The organism is Oceanicola sp. 22II-s10i, from assembly GCF_002210105.1.
Classification (GTDB): domain Bacteria; phylum Pseudomonadota; class Alphaproteobacteria; order Rhodobacterales; family Rhodobacteraceae; genus Pseudooceanicola.
Window position 1 is genome coordinate 98190 of sequence record NZ_AQQU01000006.1, and the last position, 17065, is coordinate 115254.

The window sequence follows — 17065 nt, forward strand, 5'->3', positions numbered from 1 at the left end:
ATCATGACCGAAACCGTGCTGGACCGGATCAAGGCCTACAAGCTGGACGAGATCGCGGCGGACAAGGCCGCCAAGCCGCTGGAAGCCGTCGAGGCCGAGGCGCGCGAGGCCTCGCCCGTGCGCGGCTTTGCCGACGCGCTGCACGAGGCGTCGCGGCAGGGCTATGGCCTGATCGCCGAGATCAAGAAGGCTTCGCCCTCCAAGGGCCTGATCCGTCCCGATTTCGACCCGCCAGCCCTGGCCCGCGCCTATGCCGAGGGCGGCGCGGCCTGCCTGTCGGTGCTGACCGACACGCCCTCCTTCCAGGGCGACAAGAGCTTCCTGACCGCCGCACGCGAAGCCTGCGACCTGCCGGCGCTGCGCAAGGATTTCATGTACGACACCTACCAGGTGGCCGAGGCGCGCGCGCTCGGGGCGGACTGCATCCTGATCATCATGGCCTCGGTCAGCGATGCGCAGGCGGCGGAGCTGGAGGCGGCGGCCTTCGCGTGGGACATGGACGTTCTGATCGAGGTCCATGACGACAAGGAACTCGAACGCGCGGCGCTGCTGAAGTCGCGCCTGATCGGCATCAACAACCGCGACCTGCGCACGTTCGAGACCACGCTCGACACCACGCGGCGGCTGGCGCGGATGGTGCCCGAGGACCGGATCATCGTCGCCGAAAGCGGGCTCTCCACCCCCGCCGACCTCGCCGATCTCGCCCGCTACGGCGCGCGCTGCTTCCTGATCGGAGAAAGCCTGATGCGGCAGGACGACGTGGCCACCGCCACCAAGGCGCTGCTCGACGTGCCCCCCGCCAATCCGGGGATGGGAGGCGGTCTCTGATGCCGCTGACCCATTTCGACGGCAAGGGCGACGCCCACATGGTCGACGTCACCGACAAGGCGGTAACGGACCGGGTCGCCGTCGCCGGTGGATGGATCAGGATGCTGCCCGAGACCTTTGAGATCATTGCTGAAGGCCGCGCCAAGAAGGGCGACGTCCTGTCCGTCGCGCGGCTGGCGGGGATCATGGGGGCCAAGCGGACGGCGGACCTGATCCCGCTCTGCCATCCCCTGCCGATCACCAAGGTCGCGGTGGAACTGACACTCGACCCCGACCTGCCCGGCGTCCGCGCCGAGGCGACCGTCAAGACCACCGGCCAGACCGGGGTGGAGATGGAGGCGCTGACCTCGGTCTCGACGGCGCTGCTGACCGTCTACGACATGGCCAAGGCCGTGGACCGGGGGATGGAGATCGGCGGCATCCACGTCCTGCTGAAGGACGGCGGCAAGTCCGGCCGCTACGAGGCCGCACGGTGATCTCGGTCGAGGAGGCGCTGGCCGGTCTCTTCGGCCTCGTCACCCCGCTGGGGTCCGAAACGGTGCCCCTCACCCGCGCCTCGGGCCGCGTTCTGGCCGAAGACATCGTCGCCCGCCGCGACCAGCCGCCCTTCGCCGCCTCCGCCATGGACGGATACGCCGTGATCGCCGCCGAGGCGGTGCCGGGCGCCACCTTCCGCGTGATCGGCGAGGCCGCCGCCGGCGCCCGCCACGCAGGCAAGGTCGGGCCGGGCGAGGCCGTCCGCATCTTCACCGGCGCGCCGATGCCCGAGGGCGCGGACCGCGTGGTGATCCAGGAGGATACGGAGCGCGACGGCGACACGATCCGCCTGACCGACGCGCTGGACGAAGGCCCCCATGTCCGCGCCGCAGGCGGCGACTTCCGCATCGGCGACCGGATCGCCGCGCCCCGTCGCCTGACCCCCGCCGACATCGCGCTGGCCGCCGCGATGAACCACCCCGCCCTGACCGTGACCCGCCGCCCTGCGGTGGCCCTGATCGCCACCGGCGACGAGCTGGTCATGCCGGGCGAGGAACCGGGGCCGGACCAGATCGTCGCCTCGAACAGCTTCGGCCTGAAGGCGCTGCTGGAGACCGAGGGGGCCGAGGCGCGTCTGCTGCCCGCCGCCCGCGACAACGAACCCAGCCTGCGCCACGCTTTCGCGCTGGCCGAAAGCGCGGACCTGATCGTCACCATCGGCGGCGCGTCGGTCGGCGATCACGACCTCGTCGGCAAGGTGGCGTCCGACATGGGCCTCGACCGGCAGTTCTGGAAAGTGGCGATGCGCCCGGGCAAGCCGCTGATGGCGGGACGGCTGAACGGCACGCCGATGATCGGTCTGCCCGGCAACCCGGTCTCGGCCATGCTCTGCGGCCATGTCTTCCTGCGCCCCGTCATCCGCGCGATGCTCGGACTGCCTGCCGCCGGCCTCGCGCCGGAGCACACCCGCCTCGCCGCCCCCGTCGCCGCGAACGGGCCGCGCACGCATTACATGCGGGCCGAGATGACCCCGGACGGCATCCGCGCCTTCGACCGTCAGGACAGCGCGCTGCTGTCCGTGCTGGCACGTGCCGACTGCTTCCTGATCCGCGAACCGAACGCCCCGGCGCTCGAGGCGGGTGCGACGGTGCCCTACCTCCTGGCGCGCTAGGTGGTCGCCCGGTCCGGGCGAACCCCTCAGAACACCTCGCGCCAGAACGCGGGCATGAACAGCACGAAAACCGTCATCAGCTCCAGCCGCCCGGCATACATGCCCAGTGCCAGCGCCCATTTCGCACCGTCCGGCAGCGGCGCGTAGTTCCCCGCCGGCCCGATGACCCCGCCGACCCCCGGCCCCACGTTCGCCACGCTGGTCAGCGCCCCGCTGATCGCTGTGTCCATGTCCAGCCCGTAGAGCGCCAGCACCGCCGCCAGCGCCCCGATCGTCGCGGTGTAGAGCGTGAAGAACACCAGCACGCCCTGCACGACATCGGGCGCCACCGCCCGGCCCTCGTAGCGGATCGCGTCGACCCGGTGCGGCGCGCGGATCATGCGGACGTAGTGGCGCACCGACCGGGCGAGGATGATCCACCGCATCGCCTTGGCCCCGCCCGAGGTCGAGCCGGTGCAGCCGCCGAGCGCGGTGAGGAAGAAGAAGACGGCCACCGCGAACGGCCCCCAGAGCGTGTAGTCCGTCGTTGCGAAGCCCGTCGTGGTGACGACCGAGACGACGTTGAACGCCACCAGCCGCAGCGCCTCGAACGGCGGGATCCGGTGCGACAGGGACAGCCAGATCGACATCGACAGGATCACGACGGCAAAGAAGATCAGGATCGCCCGCACCTGTTCGCTGACCGCGCGGCGGCCATAGATCAGGCGGATGTACCACGCGAAGGGCAGCCCGCCCGCCAGCATGAAGACCACCGCCGACCACTGCAGGAACGCGCTGTCGAAATGCCCGAACGACGCGTCCGAGGTCGAATAGCCCCCCGTCGAAACCGTCGCCAGCGCATGGGCCGCCGCCTCGAACGGGGTCATCCCGCCCAGCTCGTAGGCAAAGGCGCAGGCCCCCGTCAGCCCGAGGTAGACCCAGACCGTCGCGCCCGCGAACCGCGCGGCGCTGGCCAGTTCCTTGTCCCCGGTTTCCGAGCTTTCGGTGCGGAACAGCTGCATCCCCCCGGCCCGCAGGATCGGCAGGAAGGCGATGCCGGTGACGATGAAGCCGATCCCCCCGATCCACTGCAGCAGGGCCCGCCAGATCAGCACCCCCGGCTCCATCGTGTCGAGGCCGGACAGGATCGTGGCCCCGGTGGTGGTGATGCCAGACATCGCCTCGAAGAACGCGTCGGTGGGGCTGAGATACCAGATCCACAGGGGAAACGCGCCCGCCGTCGCTCCGGTGATCCAGACGCTCGCGGTCAGCAGGAAGGCATGCACCCGGCGCGGTGGCCCAAGGCGGTTCACGACCGACAGGCAGATGGCCGCCCCGAGGAGACCGGCCAGCATGGCACCTTCCAGAAACTCCGGCCGGGTTTCCGGGAACAGCGCCGCGATCAGGGCCATGGCCAGCGCCATGACGCCCAGAAGGGCCCCGTTGATGAAAAGGACGAATGGCATGTCCCGCCCGCCGTATTGGCTCAGGCGCACTACATGGCGCAACCCGGCGGGATTGGACAGGGGGGCGCGTCAAAATTACCGCGCCGCCGGATTTCGCAGCCGAGTCAAAGCCCAAGGCGGAACAGCGCGTTGACACAAATAGTGAACAGGTGTAGAACAAAGCAGATGAACAACCTCAAGGGGCGTGGGCCATGTTGACCAAGAAGCAGCTCGACCTGCTTGAATTCATTCACAAAAGGATGCAGCGCGACGGCGTTCCGCCTTCGTTCGACGAGATGAAGGAGGCGCTCGACCTGCGCTCCAAGTCCGGCATCCACCGGCTCATCACCGCCCTCGAGGAACGCGGCTTTATCCGCCGCCTCGCGCACCGGGCCCGCGCGATCGAGATCGTGCGCCTGCCCGAAACGCTGGGGGGCGAGGCCAGGACCTTCACGCCCAAGGTGATCGAGGGCGGTGCGCCCGACCCGGCCGACCGTCCCTCTGCCGCGCAGGCCGTGGCCGTCGACGCGCTGGAACTGCCGGTCATGGGCCGTATCGCCGCCGGTGTCCCGATCGAGGCGATCAACCACGTGTCGCACCATGTCGCGGTGCCCGGCGCGATGATCTCGGGCCGGGGCGAGCATTACGCGCTTGAGGTGCGGGGCGACTCGATGATCGACGCGGGGATCAATGACGGCGACGTCGTGGTGATCCGCGAACAGTCGACGGCAGACAACGGCGACATCGTCGTGGCGCTGGTGCAGGATCAGGAGGCGACGCTGAAGCGTTTCTTCCGCCGGGGCGACCAGATCGAACTGGTGGCCGCGAACCCTGCCTACGAGACGCGGGTGCTGCCCTCGCACATGGTCAAGGTGCAGGGCCGTCTGGTCGGGCTGATCCGGACCTACTGAGCATCCGGCGGAGCGGTTTCAGGGGGGCGTCCAGGGGCGCCCCTTTTCGTTTGCGCGGGTAACGATCCAGCCGTCCGGGCTGCGGGTCAGAGCGGCCGAGGGCGTCGCGGCGTCGAAGATCAGACAGCCCTCCAGCGGCGGGGCCTTCGCGTTCGCCACGAGGATCCCGGCCCCGCACTCGGTGAGTTCCGACACCCGGACACGCCCGGTGACATGCCGGGCCAGGCCCTCCGGCACCAGCCGCCAGCGTGCCGCCGCCTCCTCCTGCGGGACCGGGTCGCCGTCGTTCTCCAGCCACGTCCCCGCGACGAACCCGCCGCCCCGCGCCCGCGACAGCGCCCGCCCTTCCTCTGTCATCACGCCGACCAGCGCCCCGCCCTCGGCCACGAGGACCTCCGGCCGCTCCGTGCCCCACCAGAGCAACCCGGCCAGCGCCAGCGGCACCATCCCTGCGGCCCGCAGCCGCCCCTGCCACAGGCACAGCATCAGCAGGCCGAGCGCGAAGAGCGGCAGCACCGGCGCATCCGGCGTGGGCACATGGCTCAACGCGCCGGGCAGATCGGCGACGCGTGTCGCGACGGTCAGGATCCATCCGATCCCCTGCCCCATGATCCACAGCGCGGGACCCTCGGCCCCGACCGTCATCAGCAGGGCGGCCGTCACCCCGGCGGGCATCACCAGCACGCCCATGACCGGCACCGCCAGCAGGTTCGCCACCAGCCCGAACCGGGCAATCTGGTTGAAATGCGCCGCCGCGACCGGGGCCGTCGCCAGCCCCGCGACGAAGGACGACAGGAAGACCGCCAGCACCGGCGCGATCCAGCGCGGCAGCCGCCCGCCACCCCGGTCGCGCAGCAATCCGAAGGCCGCGACCAGCGCGACGGTGGCGGAAAAGGACATCTGGAAGCCCGGCCCCAGCAAAGCCTCGGGCCGGAGCGTCAACACGATGAGCGCCGCGACGGCCACCGCCCGCAGGCTCAATGCCCGTCGGTCGGCCATCAGCGCCGCCAGCGCGACGGCGACCATGACAAAGGCCCGTTCGGTGGCGACATTGCCGCCCGAAAGGATCAGGTAACCGCCCGATGCGGTCAGCGCCGCGACGGCTGCGATCTTGTGCAGCGGCCAGCGCAGCGCGACCCACGGCACCGCCGCCAGCGCCAGCCGCACCGTGCCGAAGACGAACCCCGCCACCAGCCCCATGTGCAGGCCCGAAATGGCCAGCAGATGCGCGAGGTTCGCCGCGCGGAGCGCCACCACCGTCTCTTCGCGCATCGCCGACCGGTCGCCCGCGATCAGCGCCGCTGCCACGGCGCCCCGTTCGCCCGGCAGCCCTTCGCGGATGCGGTCGGCCAGCGCCATGCGCCAGCGGAAAACGCGGTCTTCACCGGCGACGGCGGGTGCGTACTCCAGCACCGGCGTCCGGGTGTAGCCGACCGCCCCGAGCCGTTCGAACCATGCGTGACGGCGGAAATCGAAGCCGCCCGGCTCCACCGGCCCGCCCGGCGGCGACAGATGGGCCGTGGCGACGACCGTGATCCCCGGCGCGGGCACCAGCCACCGCTGGTCGCCATGGAGCGAGATGCGCACCCGGCGCGGCACCTCGTCCGCGCCGAAGTCCAGCAGCCGCACCCGGTCCAGCGTCAGCCGCAGCGCGTCCGAGGCCGAGCGGTCGATGTCCACCACGCGCCCCTCGACCGGGCCATAATAGCGGAAGCCCAGCACCGGCCCGGCGACGAACGCCGTGCGTCCCGCGCCGACCGCCACGCCCGCCAGCGCCAGCGCCGCGGCCCAGAGCACCGGCCCGCCCGCCGCCCCCGCGCGGAGGGCCAGCCATCCAAGGCACACCGCCCCGCAAACCAGCCCCGCCACGACAGCAGACCCCGGTTCGGACGGCAGCGCGAAATACCCGGCGATGCCCGCGCCATAGGCGACGGGCGCCCAGGGGAACAGGTGACCCCGCTGCGCCGTCAGCACGGCGCCCGGAACGCTGAGAAGGCCCGGCACTTGTCTCCCCCCGGCGGCGTCGGTAGACAGACCCCGACGCTAGCCCGCTCACGGTTAGCAAGTGGTTAATCCGCCCGCCGAGGAGCCTCGATCCCCCCGCATGACCGACCAGATCGTCACCCGTTTCGCCCCCTCTCCGACCGGCTACCTGCACATCGGCGGTGCCCGGACGGCGCTGTTCAACTGGCTCTATGCCCGTGGCCGGGGCGGGAAATTCCTGTTGCGGATCGAGGACACGGACCGCACCCGCTCGACCCCCGAGGCGACGCAGGCGATCCTCGACGGGCTGGCGTGGCTCGGCCTCGACCACGATGGTGAACCCGTCAGCCAGTTCGAACGCGCCGACCGCCACCGCGAGGTCGCGCTGCAGATGCTGGCCGGAGGACATGCCTACAAGTGCTTCGCCACGCAGGAGGAAATCCAGGCGTTCCGCGATCAGGCCAAGGCCGAGGGCAAGTCGACCCTCTACCGCAGCCCGTGGCGCGACGCCGATCCCGCCACCCATCCCGACCTGCCCCACGTGGTGCGCCTGAAGGCCCCGCAGGAGGGCGCGACGGTGATCGCGGACCGCGTGCAGGGCGACGTGACGATCCGCAACGACCAGCTGGACGACATGATCCTGCTGCGGTCCGACGGCAATCCCGTCTACATGCTTGCGGTCGTGGTGGACGATCACGACATGGGGGTGACGCACGTGATACGGGGTGACGACCACCTCAACAACGCCGCGCGCCAGATGCAGATTTACCGCGCCATGGACTGGCCCCTGCCGGTCTATGCCCACATTCCCCTGATCCACGGGCCCGACGGCAAGAAGCTGTCCAAGCGGCATGGCGCGCTCGGCGTCGAGGAATACCGCGACATGGGCTATCCGGCCGCGGGAATGCGCAACTACCTCGCCCGCCTCGGCTGGAGCCACGGCGACGATGAATATTTCACCGATGCGCAGGCGATGGAGTGGTTCGATCTGGACGGCATCGGCAAGGGCGCAGCGCGGTTCGATTTCAAGAAGCTGGAGCATCTGTGCGGCCAGCACATCGCGGCGACCGAAGACGGTGCGCTGATGGACGAACTCGAGGCGTTTCTGGCCGTCACCGGCCAGCCCGCCCTGACCGGCGCGGCGCGCGACCGGGTGCGTGAAGCGATGCCCTTCCTCAAAGAACGGGCGAAGACCCTGCCGGAACTGCTTGAAAAGGCGCATTTCGCAACGACCGAGCGCCCGATAGAACCGGATGAAAAATCGGCAAGTGCATTGGATGTGCAGGCACGCACATGGCTCTCGGAATTGACGCCGCACCTGCGAGATGCTAGCTGGTCGAAAGACAAGCTGGAGGACGTACTGAATGGGTTTGCCCAGGACAGGGAAACCAAATTCGGCAAACTGGCGGCCCCTCTGCGTGCCGCTCTGGCAGGACGTTCCGCCACCCCCAGCGTTTTCGACATGATGATTGTACTGGGCAAGGATGAAACCCTCGCCCGCATCTCCGACGCCGCCGCCTGACATGGCAGCGCGGAATTAACCGACGCGCAAGGCGCGACAGATACGAGGCCGGGACACCCGGCAGGCAACAGAGGAAGGAAGAGAATGGCGGATACGAACAAGAAAGCAACGCTGACGATCGGCAACGAGAGCTACGATCTTCCGATCCTGTCCCCGACCGAGGGCCCGGACGTCATTGACGTGCGCAAGCTCTACGGTCAGGCCGACGTGTTCACCTACGATCCCGGCTTCACCTCGACCGCGTCCTGCGACAGCGCGATCACCTTCATCGACGGCGACGAAGGCATCCTGCTGCACCGCGGCTACTCGATCGACGAACTGGCCGAGAAATCGCATTTCCTCGAGGTCTGCTACCTCCTGCTCTACGGGGAACTGCCGACCGCCGCGCAGCTCGAGGATTTCGAGAGCCGGGTGACCAACCACACCATGGTGCATGAACAGATGCACCGGTTCTTCACCGGCTTCCGTCGTGACGCGCACCCGATGGCGATCATGACCGGCGTGGTCGGCGCGATGTCCGCGTTCTACCACGACTCTCTGGACATCCACGATCCGTGGCACCGCGAGGTCGCCTCGATCCGCCTGATCGCCAAGATGCCGACCATCGCGGCGATGGCCTACAAGTACTCGATCGGCCAGCCTTTCGTGTATCCGCGCAACGATCTGGACTTCGCGTCCAACTTCCTGCGCATGTGCTTTGCCGTTCCGGCGGCCGAATACCAGGTGAACCCGATCCTGAGCCGCGCGATGGACCGGATCTTCACCCTGCACGCGGATCACGAACAGAACGCCTCGACCTCGACGGTGCGTCTGGCGTCCTCCTCTGGCGCGAACCCGTTCGCCTGCATCGCGGCCGGCATCGCCTGCCTCTGGGGCCCGGCACACGGCGGCGCGAACCAGGCGGCGCTGGAAAGCCTCAAGGAAATCGGGACCGTCGACCGGATCGACGAATACCTCGCCCGCGCCAAGGACAAGGACGATCCGTTCCGTCTGATGGGCTTCGGCCACCGGGTCTACAAGAACTTCGACCCGCGCGCCCGCGTGATGAAACAGTCCTGCGACGAAGTGCTGGACCTGCTGGGGGTCGAGAACAACCCGATCCTCGCCGTCGCGAAGGAAGTCGAGAAGCGCGCGCTGGAAGATCAGTACTTCATCGACCGCAAGCTGTTCCCGAACGTCGATTTCTATTCGGGCATCATTCTGGAGGCCATGGGCTTCCCGACCTCCATGTTCACGCCGATCTTCGCCGTGTCGCGGACCGTCGGCTGGATCACCCAGTGGAAGGAAATGATCGAGGATCCGGCAATGAAGATCGGCCGTCCGCGCCAGCTCTATACCGGCCCGTCGCAGCGGAAATACGTCGAAGTCGAAAACCGCTGATCGACGCCGATACGCAACGAAAAAGGCGCCTCAGGGCGCCTTTTTTCATTCCTTCGGCACCAATTGCGCGTCCGGAAAATCACTGTCTCCTTAGACGCAACAATTCCATCACGATGCTATTTGGCGGCGGATGAATTCATTTCTAAATGGGCCAGGTTTTCCTTCTGGGTGGCACCATGATCATCGCCTTTCTCGCGCTTATCGGGCTGAGCGCATTCATTTTCATCGGCAACGACAGCGGCGGTGACGACGATACCGAAGTCGCCGAAAAGGTCGAAGGCACCGAGGACAACGACATCCTCGTCGGCACCTCGGGGATCGACCTGCTGACCGGTCTCGGCGGCGACGACGTCCTGCTGGGTCTCGAAGGCGACGATCAGCTGGACGGCAATGCCGGTGGCGACGCCATCCTTGGCGGCAAGGGCGACGACCTGCTGCAGGGCGTCACTGGCGACGACGTTCTGGTCGGCGGCCGTGGCGAGGACACGCTGGACGGCGGTGCGGGGGACGACCTCCTGGTAGGGTCCGACGGGATCCGCGACATCGACCTGGCCAACGACATCATCGCGGCGCAGCAGACGCAGGACGTCAGCGACCTGCTGGATTCCGACAAATACGTCGTCGCAACCCGCGATTTCGGCGAGGCGGACCTGCTGCTCGGCGGTGCGGGCGAGGATGCGCTGATCCTTGGCGCCAACGACACCGGCACCAGCGGCGAGGGCGAGGATCTGGTCATCGTCGGCGACTGGATGAACACCGATGCGGGCCACGCGGTTGTGACCGATCTGCGCGACGCCACGACCTCGGGCGACATCCTGATGTTCGAATACGATGCCTCGGGCCCTGCCCCGATCCTGTCGCTGGAACATGACGACGCTGAGGGAGTTTCGAACCTCTTTGCCGACGGCCGGCTGATCCTTCAGGTGCAGAACGCGCCCGGCGCGGCCAGGCTTCAGCTGAGCGAGATCGCGATGGCGGGCTACTGACGCGGCCGCGGGCGGGTCAGGCCAGGATCAAGCTGGGGCTGGCCGCCTGCCCGCGCGCACCACGCCGTTCAAGGCGGCGGACGATCCCGCGCATGTCGCGGCCCGAGGCCAGCGGAACGGCCGGATGCAGGGACATGGCCCCCGGTGTGAGGTCCGGAAATATCATGGCGATCTCAGACTTCTGCCCGGCATCCATCGCCATGAACGCGCCGGGGCCGAGAAACAGGCTTTCCGTCGGCAGGCCGTTGGCAAAGATCACCTCGTGCCGGTCGAGCAGGACATGCCGGTATGTGATCGCACGGTTCATCCACAACCGCTCGATCCCCGGCAGAGGCAGGAAGTGCCTTACCGCCGCCAATGCCTCGCGCTGGCCGGTCTGACGTTCCACGATCTTGCCGGTGGTCAGCAGGCGGTGCTGCGGTGACAGGACAAGATCCCGTGTCGGCAGGCCGGGTCCGAAGGTTCCCGATGCCACGCGATAGGGCCGCAGTGACGGGTGCCGCTGCAACCGGTCCAGTTCGACCGTCGCCGCGCCGATCCAGCGGATAGGCTGGGCCCCGTGATCCCGCGTCATCAGCAGGTCGCCGGCCTTCAGCTCCGTGATGGGCCGTTCACCATCGGGGGTCAGCAGGGCCGCATCGTCCGTGAAGCAGGCCACGAAGTGCAGATCGTTCCGGCTGGCCTGATCCAGACCGGTGTAGTCGTGCTTGACGACACTGGTGATCTGGAAACTGCGGACGGCCTTGTCGTCCAGCGTGGTCTGGCTGTCGCTGATGGCAAGGAACAGTTCGCCGTTGGTGTCCTGAAAGACCGCGAAGGTCGCGGTGTAGGTGGTGCCGTCCCAGAAGGTGATCGTCCCATTGACCGCCGCCATCGAGTCGATCCGGGTCGTCACGGTGCCCGCGCCGATGTCGTAGGTCAGCGTGTCCGGACTGCCCAGATCCGTGTTGTTGCTGGAGACCGACCCGTCATCGTCCTGATCACCGGCATCCCCCGGCCCGTCCCCGATCGGACTGTCCGTTTCGATATAGGTCCGCTGTTTGTAAAGCGGGTCAGAGGCCGACCCGTAGGTGCCGATCAGCAGTCCGGGCGTCTCCATGGCCAGGGTGGATTCATTCGTATCCAGATCGGCCAGATTGCCCAGATAAAGGACGGAAATCGTTACATTAAGTGCCACGGCACATACCCACACCTGCAAGCGGTTCGCTGTATGCGGCAGAATTGGGGCAAAAGTATGGAAATAGCGTTAAACGGCGCTGAATATCATCCGCGCCGCCAGATTGTCTTCAGTTCGGCGACAGCGATCAGCGCCCCTCGAACCGCGCCGGGCGCTTCTCCATGAAGGCGACGACGCCCTCCTTGAAGTCGCGGGACTGGCCGCAGGCGCCCTGCGCCTTGCCCTCGGCGGTCAGCTGGGTTTCCAGATCGTTCTCGAACGAGGCGCGGATGATCGTCTTGACGTGGCGATAGGCCAGCGTCGGCCCCTTGGCGAGATGCGCGGCACGCGCCTTCCATGTCGCCTCGAACTCGGCATCCGGGGCGTGTTCCCAGATCAGGCCCCAGTCGTCGGCCTGTTTCGCGGTGATGCGATCGGCGAACAGCGCGGCGCCCATGGCCTTGGCCATTCCCATCGTGCGCGGCAGCGTCCATGTGCCGCCCGCGTCCGGGATCAGGCCGATCCGGGTGAAGGCCTGCATGAAATAGGCGCTTTCCGTCGCGATCACCACGTCCGCCGCCAGCGCGAGGTTCGCCCCCGCCCCCGCCGCCGCGCCGTTCACGGCGCAGATCGTGGGCACCGGGCAGTTCACGATGGCCATCAGCATCGGCTGGTATTCGTCGCGCAGCGTCCGCTCCAGATCCGGGTTGGCGACCGAGGACCGGTCGCTCAGGTCCTGACCGGAGCAGAAGGCGCGCCCCTCGCCCGTCAGCACCACGACGCGCGCAGTGCGGCCCGCTTCGCCGACGGCATGGGTGATCTCGGCCCGCATCTGCCCGTTGAGGGCGTTCATCACTTCGGCCCGGCTCAGCCGGATGACGGCGACGCCGTCGGTGATGTCGAGCGTGATGGTCTGGTAGTCCATGAAAGCCTCCCTGCCTCGGCGTGGTTGCCGCGCAGTGAAACCCAATTCCGCAGGATGTGGAAGAGCGACCGGGCGTCAGCCCGTCATTCACTCGCCTAGTATCTCGTCCAGCCGCTTGCGCTCGGCTTCGGACAGATCGCCCTCGCCCGCCGCGCTGGCCGTGGCGCGGCGGCGGACATAGACCGCGCCGATCCCCAGCCCCGTCACCAGCAGCAAAGGCCCGGCCGCCCAGAGCAGCCAGTTCGCCCCGCCCATCGTCGGTTTCAGCAGGACGTATTCCCCGTAGCGGTCGGTGATGTAGTCGACGGCCTCTTGATCCGTATCCCCCGCCACCAGCCGTTCGCGCACCAGCAGCCGCAGGTCGCGGGCCAGTTCGGCATTGCTGTCGTCGATATTCTCGTTCCGGCAGACGAGGCAGCGCAGGCCCTTGGAGATCTCCCGTGCCCGCGCCTCGAGCGCCGGGTCATCGAGTATCTCGTCCGGCTGCACGGCCCACGCCGGCGACCCGAGCACGGCCAGCGCAAGGCACAGCCCGCCGATCCATCCTGTAGGGTGCGTGCTCGCACGCACCGCCCGTCCGATCCGTCCCAGCCACATCATTCCGCCGGCACTCCGTCGCCCGCCGCGACCTTGCGCGCACCTGCGGCGACGCGGAAGCGGCGGTCGGACAGCGACAGGAACCCGCCGAGCGCCATCAGGATCGCGCCCCCCCAGATCCAGTTGGCCAGCGGTTTGTAGTAGGTCCGCATCGCCCAGCCACCGCCATCCTGCGGGTCACCGATCACGACGTAGATGTCGCGCCAGAAACCGATGTCGATCGCGGCTTCGGTCGTGGGCATCCGGGCGACGGGATAGAAGCGTTTCTCGGGATGCAGACGCGCGATCTCGGCGCCCGCGCGCGACAGGGTCACGTCGCCGGTGGTCGAGATGTAGTTCGGCCCTTCGACCCGGCGCACCTGATCCAGCGAAATCCGGTAGCCCGCGATATCGACCGTGTCGCCCAGCTGGACGACGCGGATGTCCTCCGCCTGCCAGGCCAGCATCGCGGCCACACCAGCCATGGTGACCCCCAGCCCGGCATGGGCCACCGACTTGCCCCAGTCGGCGCGCGGCAGACGCGTCAGGCGGCCAAGGCGGTTGGCCCCGCGCCCGGTCCGCGACCACAGGTCGACGACCGCACCGGCGACCAGCCACGTGCCCAGCATCAGACCGACGGGTCCGAGCGCCGAACGCCCGGTCTGCATCGCCCAGCTCAGCGCCAGCACGGCGACGGCCAGCACGGCGGCGGGGACGAGGGCGCGCGTCACGCGGCCCAGCTTGGCGCGCTTCCACGGCAGCATCGACCCGAACGGCAGGGTGAGGCCGATCAGGATCATGAAGGGTGTGAAGGCCATGTTGAAGAACGGCTCACCCACCGACAGCTTGCGGTCGAACAGCAGCTCGGCCACTAGCGGCCAGATGGTGCCGATGAAGACGACGAAGGCGGCGACACCCAACAGGATGTTGTTCAGCACTAGCCCGCTTTCGCGGCTGACCAGCCCGAAAACCCCGCGCGACACCAGCGCCTCGGCCCGCCATGCGAAGAGCGTCAGCGCCCCGCCCATGAAGACCGCGAGAATCGCCAGCAGGAAGACCCCGCGTTCCGGGTCGTTGGCGAATGCGTGGACCGAGGTCAGGACGCCTGAGCGCGTGATGAACGCCCCGACCAGCGAAAAGCCGAAGGCGATGATCGCTAGCAGGATGGTCCAGGCTTTCAGGCTTTCGCGTTTCTCGACAACGATGGCCGAGTGCAGCAGTGCGGCGGCGATGAGCCAGGGCATGAAGCTGGCGTTTTCCACCGGGTCCCAGAACCAGAAGCCGCCCCAGCCAAGCTCGTAATATGCCCACCACGATCCGAGCGCGATGCCGATGGTCAGGAAGACCCAAGCGGCCAGCGTCCAAGGCCGCACCCAGCGACCCCATGCGGCGTCCACACGCCCCTCGATCAGCGCCGCGACGGCGAAGGAGAAGGACATCGAGAGCCCGACATAACCGAGGTAGAGGAACGGCGGATGGAAGGCGAGGCCGGGGTCCTGCAGCAGCGGGTTCAGGTCGTGTCCGTCCATCGGCGGTACGGCCAGCCGCAGGAACGGGTTCGATGTGAAGATCAGGAAGGCGAGGAAGGCCGAGGCGATCATGCCCTGCACCCCCAGCACCCGCGCCTTGAGCGTCGCGGGCAGGTCGGCCCCGAACCACGACACCGCAGCCCCGAACAGCGCGAGGATCAGCGACCACAGCAGCATGGAGCCTTCGTGGTTCCCCCAGACACCCGTCACCTTGTAGAGCATCGGTTTCAGCGAATGACTGTTGTTCGTCACCAGCGACAGGGAAAAGTCCGAGGTGACAAAGGCATAGGTCAGCGCCGCGAAGGCGAACCCGACCAGCAGGAACTGCGCGTTCGCCGCCGGTTCGCCCATGGCCATCAGCCCGGCATTGCGCCGTGCGGCACCGTAAAGGGGAACCGTGGCCTGCACGAGCGCGCAGGCGAAGGCGAGGATCAGGGTGAAATGACCGAGTTCAGCGAGCATGGCCTGCTTATATGCACTGGCCGCGATACGTCCAAACGGAATCCCCCGCGCCGCGCGATCACATTGTCGCGGCCCCCGCGCTCAGGGTCGCCCCTCGCGCCAGTCCTCGAGCGCGGGATTCAGGTCGGTGTCCGTCTCGGCTTTTGCGGTGTCTGGACCTGTGGCCGGCAACCGCGCGACAGTTGCCGCGATCTCCCGCTGGAACTCCTGCCCCTTCAACTGGTGCCGCGCGCCGAAGTAGAAGCTGACGATGGCCCCCATCAGCCACCATAACGGCTCAGGCACCAGTGCCAGCCCCTGCATCCGTTCGGCGAACCACGCGGGTTCCGTCATGGCCGAGATCATCAGCCCGATCGTCCCGAAGGCCAGCAGCGGGCGCGGCAGTCGGTTCAGCCCGTCGATCAGGATGTCGAACCGGCTGCGCGCCGGCCGGAACTCTGCCGCGAACTGCTCCAGCGCCGCGCCGTGGCTCTCGGCGGCGCGCTGCGCGCCCGCTTCGGCATTCTCGCGGAACACTTCGACCGTCTCGCGGACCACGTTGCGGCCACCGCCGAACACCGTGTTGAGCGTGCCCTCGATCAGTCCCATCCGGCTGTCCTTTCGCGGAAATCGGTCGGGCTCATGTGATAGCGCGGCGCGATGAACTCTTCCGCCCGCCGGATCCAGCCCCCTTTGCGACCTGCTCGCGTTCGGGCGTATTTCCGGCTGGCCGGGCGGCGGTCGGCGAGGCGGAAGTAATAATTCCGCCGCGCGATCCCGTAGATGTCCGCGAGTCGCCTGCCCGCCTGCCCCTCCGCCGCGCGCGCCGCGGCTACCGTCTGCTGCCCGATCACCCCATCCACGGCGACCGCTTGGCCCATGTCCCGCAGCACACGCTGGAGAATGCGGACCGCGTGCGCCCCTGCGTTGACCTGCATGTCGAAGACCGACGCCTGCAGGCACTCCGGCAAACGGTCGATCCCCGGCCTGCGGAAGTAATGATCCAGAAAGATCTCCACCGCCCCGGCCCGGTCCAGCGCACGGACGTCAGCGGAATCGACCCGCCCGTCCCCGGTCAGGTCCAGCCCCAGCCGCCGCATGGTATGGATCGTGACCCCGTGGTTCGTCGCCCCGCCCGGATCGTCGGGATCGTTCACGTAGCCGCCTTCGCGACCCACGATCTCTTCGGCAATGTCCTGAATGCTCAACGCCACGGCCAGCCCTCCACCTGATGCGGAAAGGCTGGTCAAAGATGGTTAACGTCAGCTGTCCTCTGCGCCCGGTTCCTTGTAGACGCCCTGTTCCTTCAGCGCGTCCACCACCTCTTTCGGCATGTAGCTTTCGTCATGCTTGGCAAGGATTTCAGAGGCTTCGAAGGTGCCGTTCACGTAGCGCCCGGTGCCGACCATGCCTTGCCCCTCGGCAAAGAGGTCCGGCAGCACGCCCCGGTAGGTCACCGGCACCACGCCGCCGCCATCGGTCACGTTGAAGCTTACGGTCTCACCCTGCCCGCGCACGAGCGAACCTGCCTCGACCAGCCCGCCGATGCGGAAGGTCTCGTGTTCGGAGGGCGGTTCAGCCAGCACCTGCGAGGGCGAGCGGAAGAAGTTGATCCCGTCACGCATCGCATAGCCGATCAGGCCGGTGGAGATGATCAGCGCCACCGCGGCCAGCGCGATGATCTGTATGCGACGCTTCTTCTTCAAACCCTTCATGCCGGCCCCCGGTATCCCTTACCGCCTCAGACTAGCAGGGT

The 17065-nt window shown here is 68.0% G+C and carries 16 protein-coding genes; 7 read left to right on the forward strand and 9 right to left on the reverse strand.

Annotation, left to right across the window (positions count from 1 at the left end; all coding sequences use genetic code 11):
• Positions 1-3: 3 nt before the first annotated feature.
• From trpC to glp, 3 genes are read left to right on the forward strand one after another with little or no spacing between them, the layout of a single operon-like run.
• Positions 4-828, forward strand: coding sequence for an indole-3-glycerol phosphate synthase TrpC (gene trpC / locus ATO6_RS15680; protein ID WP_088624968.1), 825 nt, complete (start codon positions 4-6; stop codon positions 826-828).
• Positions 828-1304 (forward strand): cyclic pyranopterin monophosphate synthase MoaC, encoded by a 477-nt coding sequence (gene moaC, locus ATO6_RS15685; RefSeq protein ID WP_088624969.1) that lies wholly within the window; start codon positions 828-830, stop codon positions 1302-1304. The genes trpC and moaC overlap by 1 nt, the downstream gene beginning before the upstream one ends.
• Entirely contained in the window at positions 1301-2476 is a 1176-nt protein-coding gene (gene glp / locus ATO6_RS15690; RefSeq protein ID WP_088624970.1) for a gephyrin-like molybdotransferase Glp, read from the forward strand. Before moaC ends, glp begins: the two co-directional genes overlap by 4 nt.
• A 26-nt stretch (positions 2477-2502) precedes the next feature.
• On the opposite strand, the gene ATO6_RS15695 is transcribed toward glp, so the two are convergent.
• The gene (locus ATO6_RS15695; RefSeq protein ID WP_088624971.1) at positions 2503-3921 is read right to left on the reverse strand and encodes a TrkH family potassium uptake protein; all 1419 of its coding nucleotides are present in this window, start codon (positions 3919-3921) and stop codon (positions 2503-2505) included.
• 191 nt (positions 3922-4112) lie between these two features.
• On the opposite strand from ATO6_RS15695, the gene lexA reads away from it, so the two are divergent.
• Positions 4113-4811 (forward strand): transcriptional repressor LexA, encoded by a 699-nt coding sequence (gene lexA / locus ATO6_RS15700; protein ID WP_088624972.1) that lies wholly within the window; start codon positions 4113-4115, stop codon positions 4809-4811.
• Between the two features lie 18 nt (positions 4812-4829).
• On the opposite strand, the gene ATO6_RS15705 is transcribed toward lexA, so the two are convergent.
• Positions 4830-6815, reverse strand: a complete 1986-nt coding sequence (locus ATO6_RS15705) for a ComEC/Rec2 family competence protein (protein WP_088624973.1) — start codon at positions 6813-6815, stop codon at positions 4830-4832.
• 100 nt (positions 6816-6915) lie between these two features.
• Here ATO6_RS15705 and gltX point away from each other — a divergent pair, with 100 nt between their 5' ends.
• From gltX to ATO6_RS15720, 3 genes are all read left to right on the forward strand, one after another.
• Positions 6916-8316, forward strand: a complete 1401-nt coding sequence (gene gltX / locus ATO6_RS15710; RefSeq protein ID WP_088624974.1) for a glutamate--tRNA ligase — start codon at positions 6916-6918, stop codon at positions 8314-8316.
• 84 nt (positions 8317-8400) lie between these two features.
• The gene (locus ATO6_RS15715; RefSeq protein WP_088624975.1) at positions 8401-9696 is read left to right on the forward strand and encodes a citrate synthase; all 1296 of its coding nucleotides are present in this window, start codon (positions 8401-8403) and stop codon (positions 9694-9696) included.
• Positions 9697-9842: 146 nt separating this feature from the next.
• Entirely contained in the window at positions 9843-10682 is an 840-nt protein-coding gene (locus ATO6_RS15720; protein WP_088624976.1) for a calcium-binding protein, read from the forward strand.
• 16 nt (positions 10683-10698) lie between these two features.
• On the opposite strand, the gene ATO6_RS15725 is transcribed toward ATO6_RS15720, so the two are convergent.
• From ATO6_RS15725 to ccmE, 7 genes are all read right to left on the reverse strand, one after another.
• Entirely contained in the window at positions 10699-11859 is a 1161-nt protein-coding gene (locus ATO6_RS15725; protein WP_141102021.1) for a Hint domain-containing protein, read from the reverse strand.
• Positions 11860-11986: 127 nt separating this feature from the next.
• A complete protein-coding gene (locus ATO6_RS15730) occupies positions 11987-12763 on the reverse strand; it encodes an enoyl-CoA hydratase-related protein (RefSeq protein WP_088624978.1) in 777 nt (258 codons plus the stop codon).
• A gap of 87 nt (positions 12764-12850) precedes the next feature.
• Positions 12851-13363 (reverse strand): cytochrome c-type biogenesis protein, encoded by a 513-nt coding sequence (locus ATO6_RS15735; RefSeq protein WP_254919175.1) that lies wholly within the window; start codon positions 13361-13363, stop codon positions 12851-12853.
• Entirely contained in the window at positions 13360-15330 is a 1971-nt protein-coding gene (locus tag ATO6_RS15740; RefSeq protein ID WP_088624979.1) for a heme lyase CcmF/NrfE family subunit, read from the reverse strand. Before ATO6_RS15740 ends, ATO6_RS15735 begins: the two co-directional genes overlap by 4 nt.
• 81 nt (positions 15331-15411) lie before the next feature.
• Positions 15412-15918, reverse strand: a complete 507-nt coding sequence (locus ATO6_RS15745; protein WP_088624980.1) for a holin family protein — start codon at positions 15916-15918, stop codon at positions 15412-15414.
• Positions 15909-16517 (reverse strand): holin-associated N-acetylmuramidase, encoded by a 609-nt coding sequence (locus ATO6_RS15750; RefSeq protein ID WP_254919186.1) that lies wholly within the window; start codon positions 16515-16517, stop codon positions 15909-15911. The genes ATO6_RS15745 and ATO6_RS15750 overlap by 10 nt, the downstream gene beginning before the upstream one ends.
• 54 nt (positions 16518-16571) lie before the next feature.
• The gene (gene ccmE / locus ATO6_RS15755; protein WP_088624981.1) at positions 16572-17024 is read right to left on the reverse strand and encodes a cytochrome c maturation protein CcmE; all 453 of its coding nucleotides are present in this window, start codon (positions 17022-17024) and stop codon (positions 16572-16574) included.
• Positions 17025-17065 lie beyond the last annotated feature (41 nt).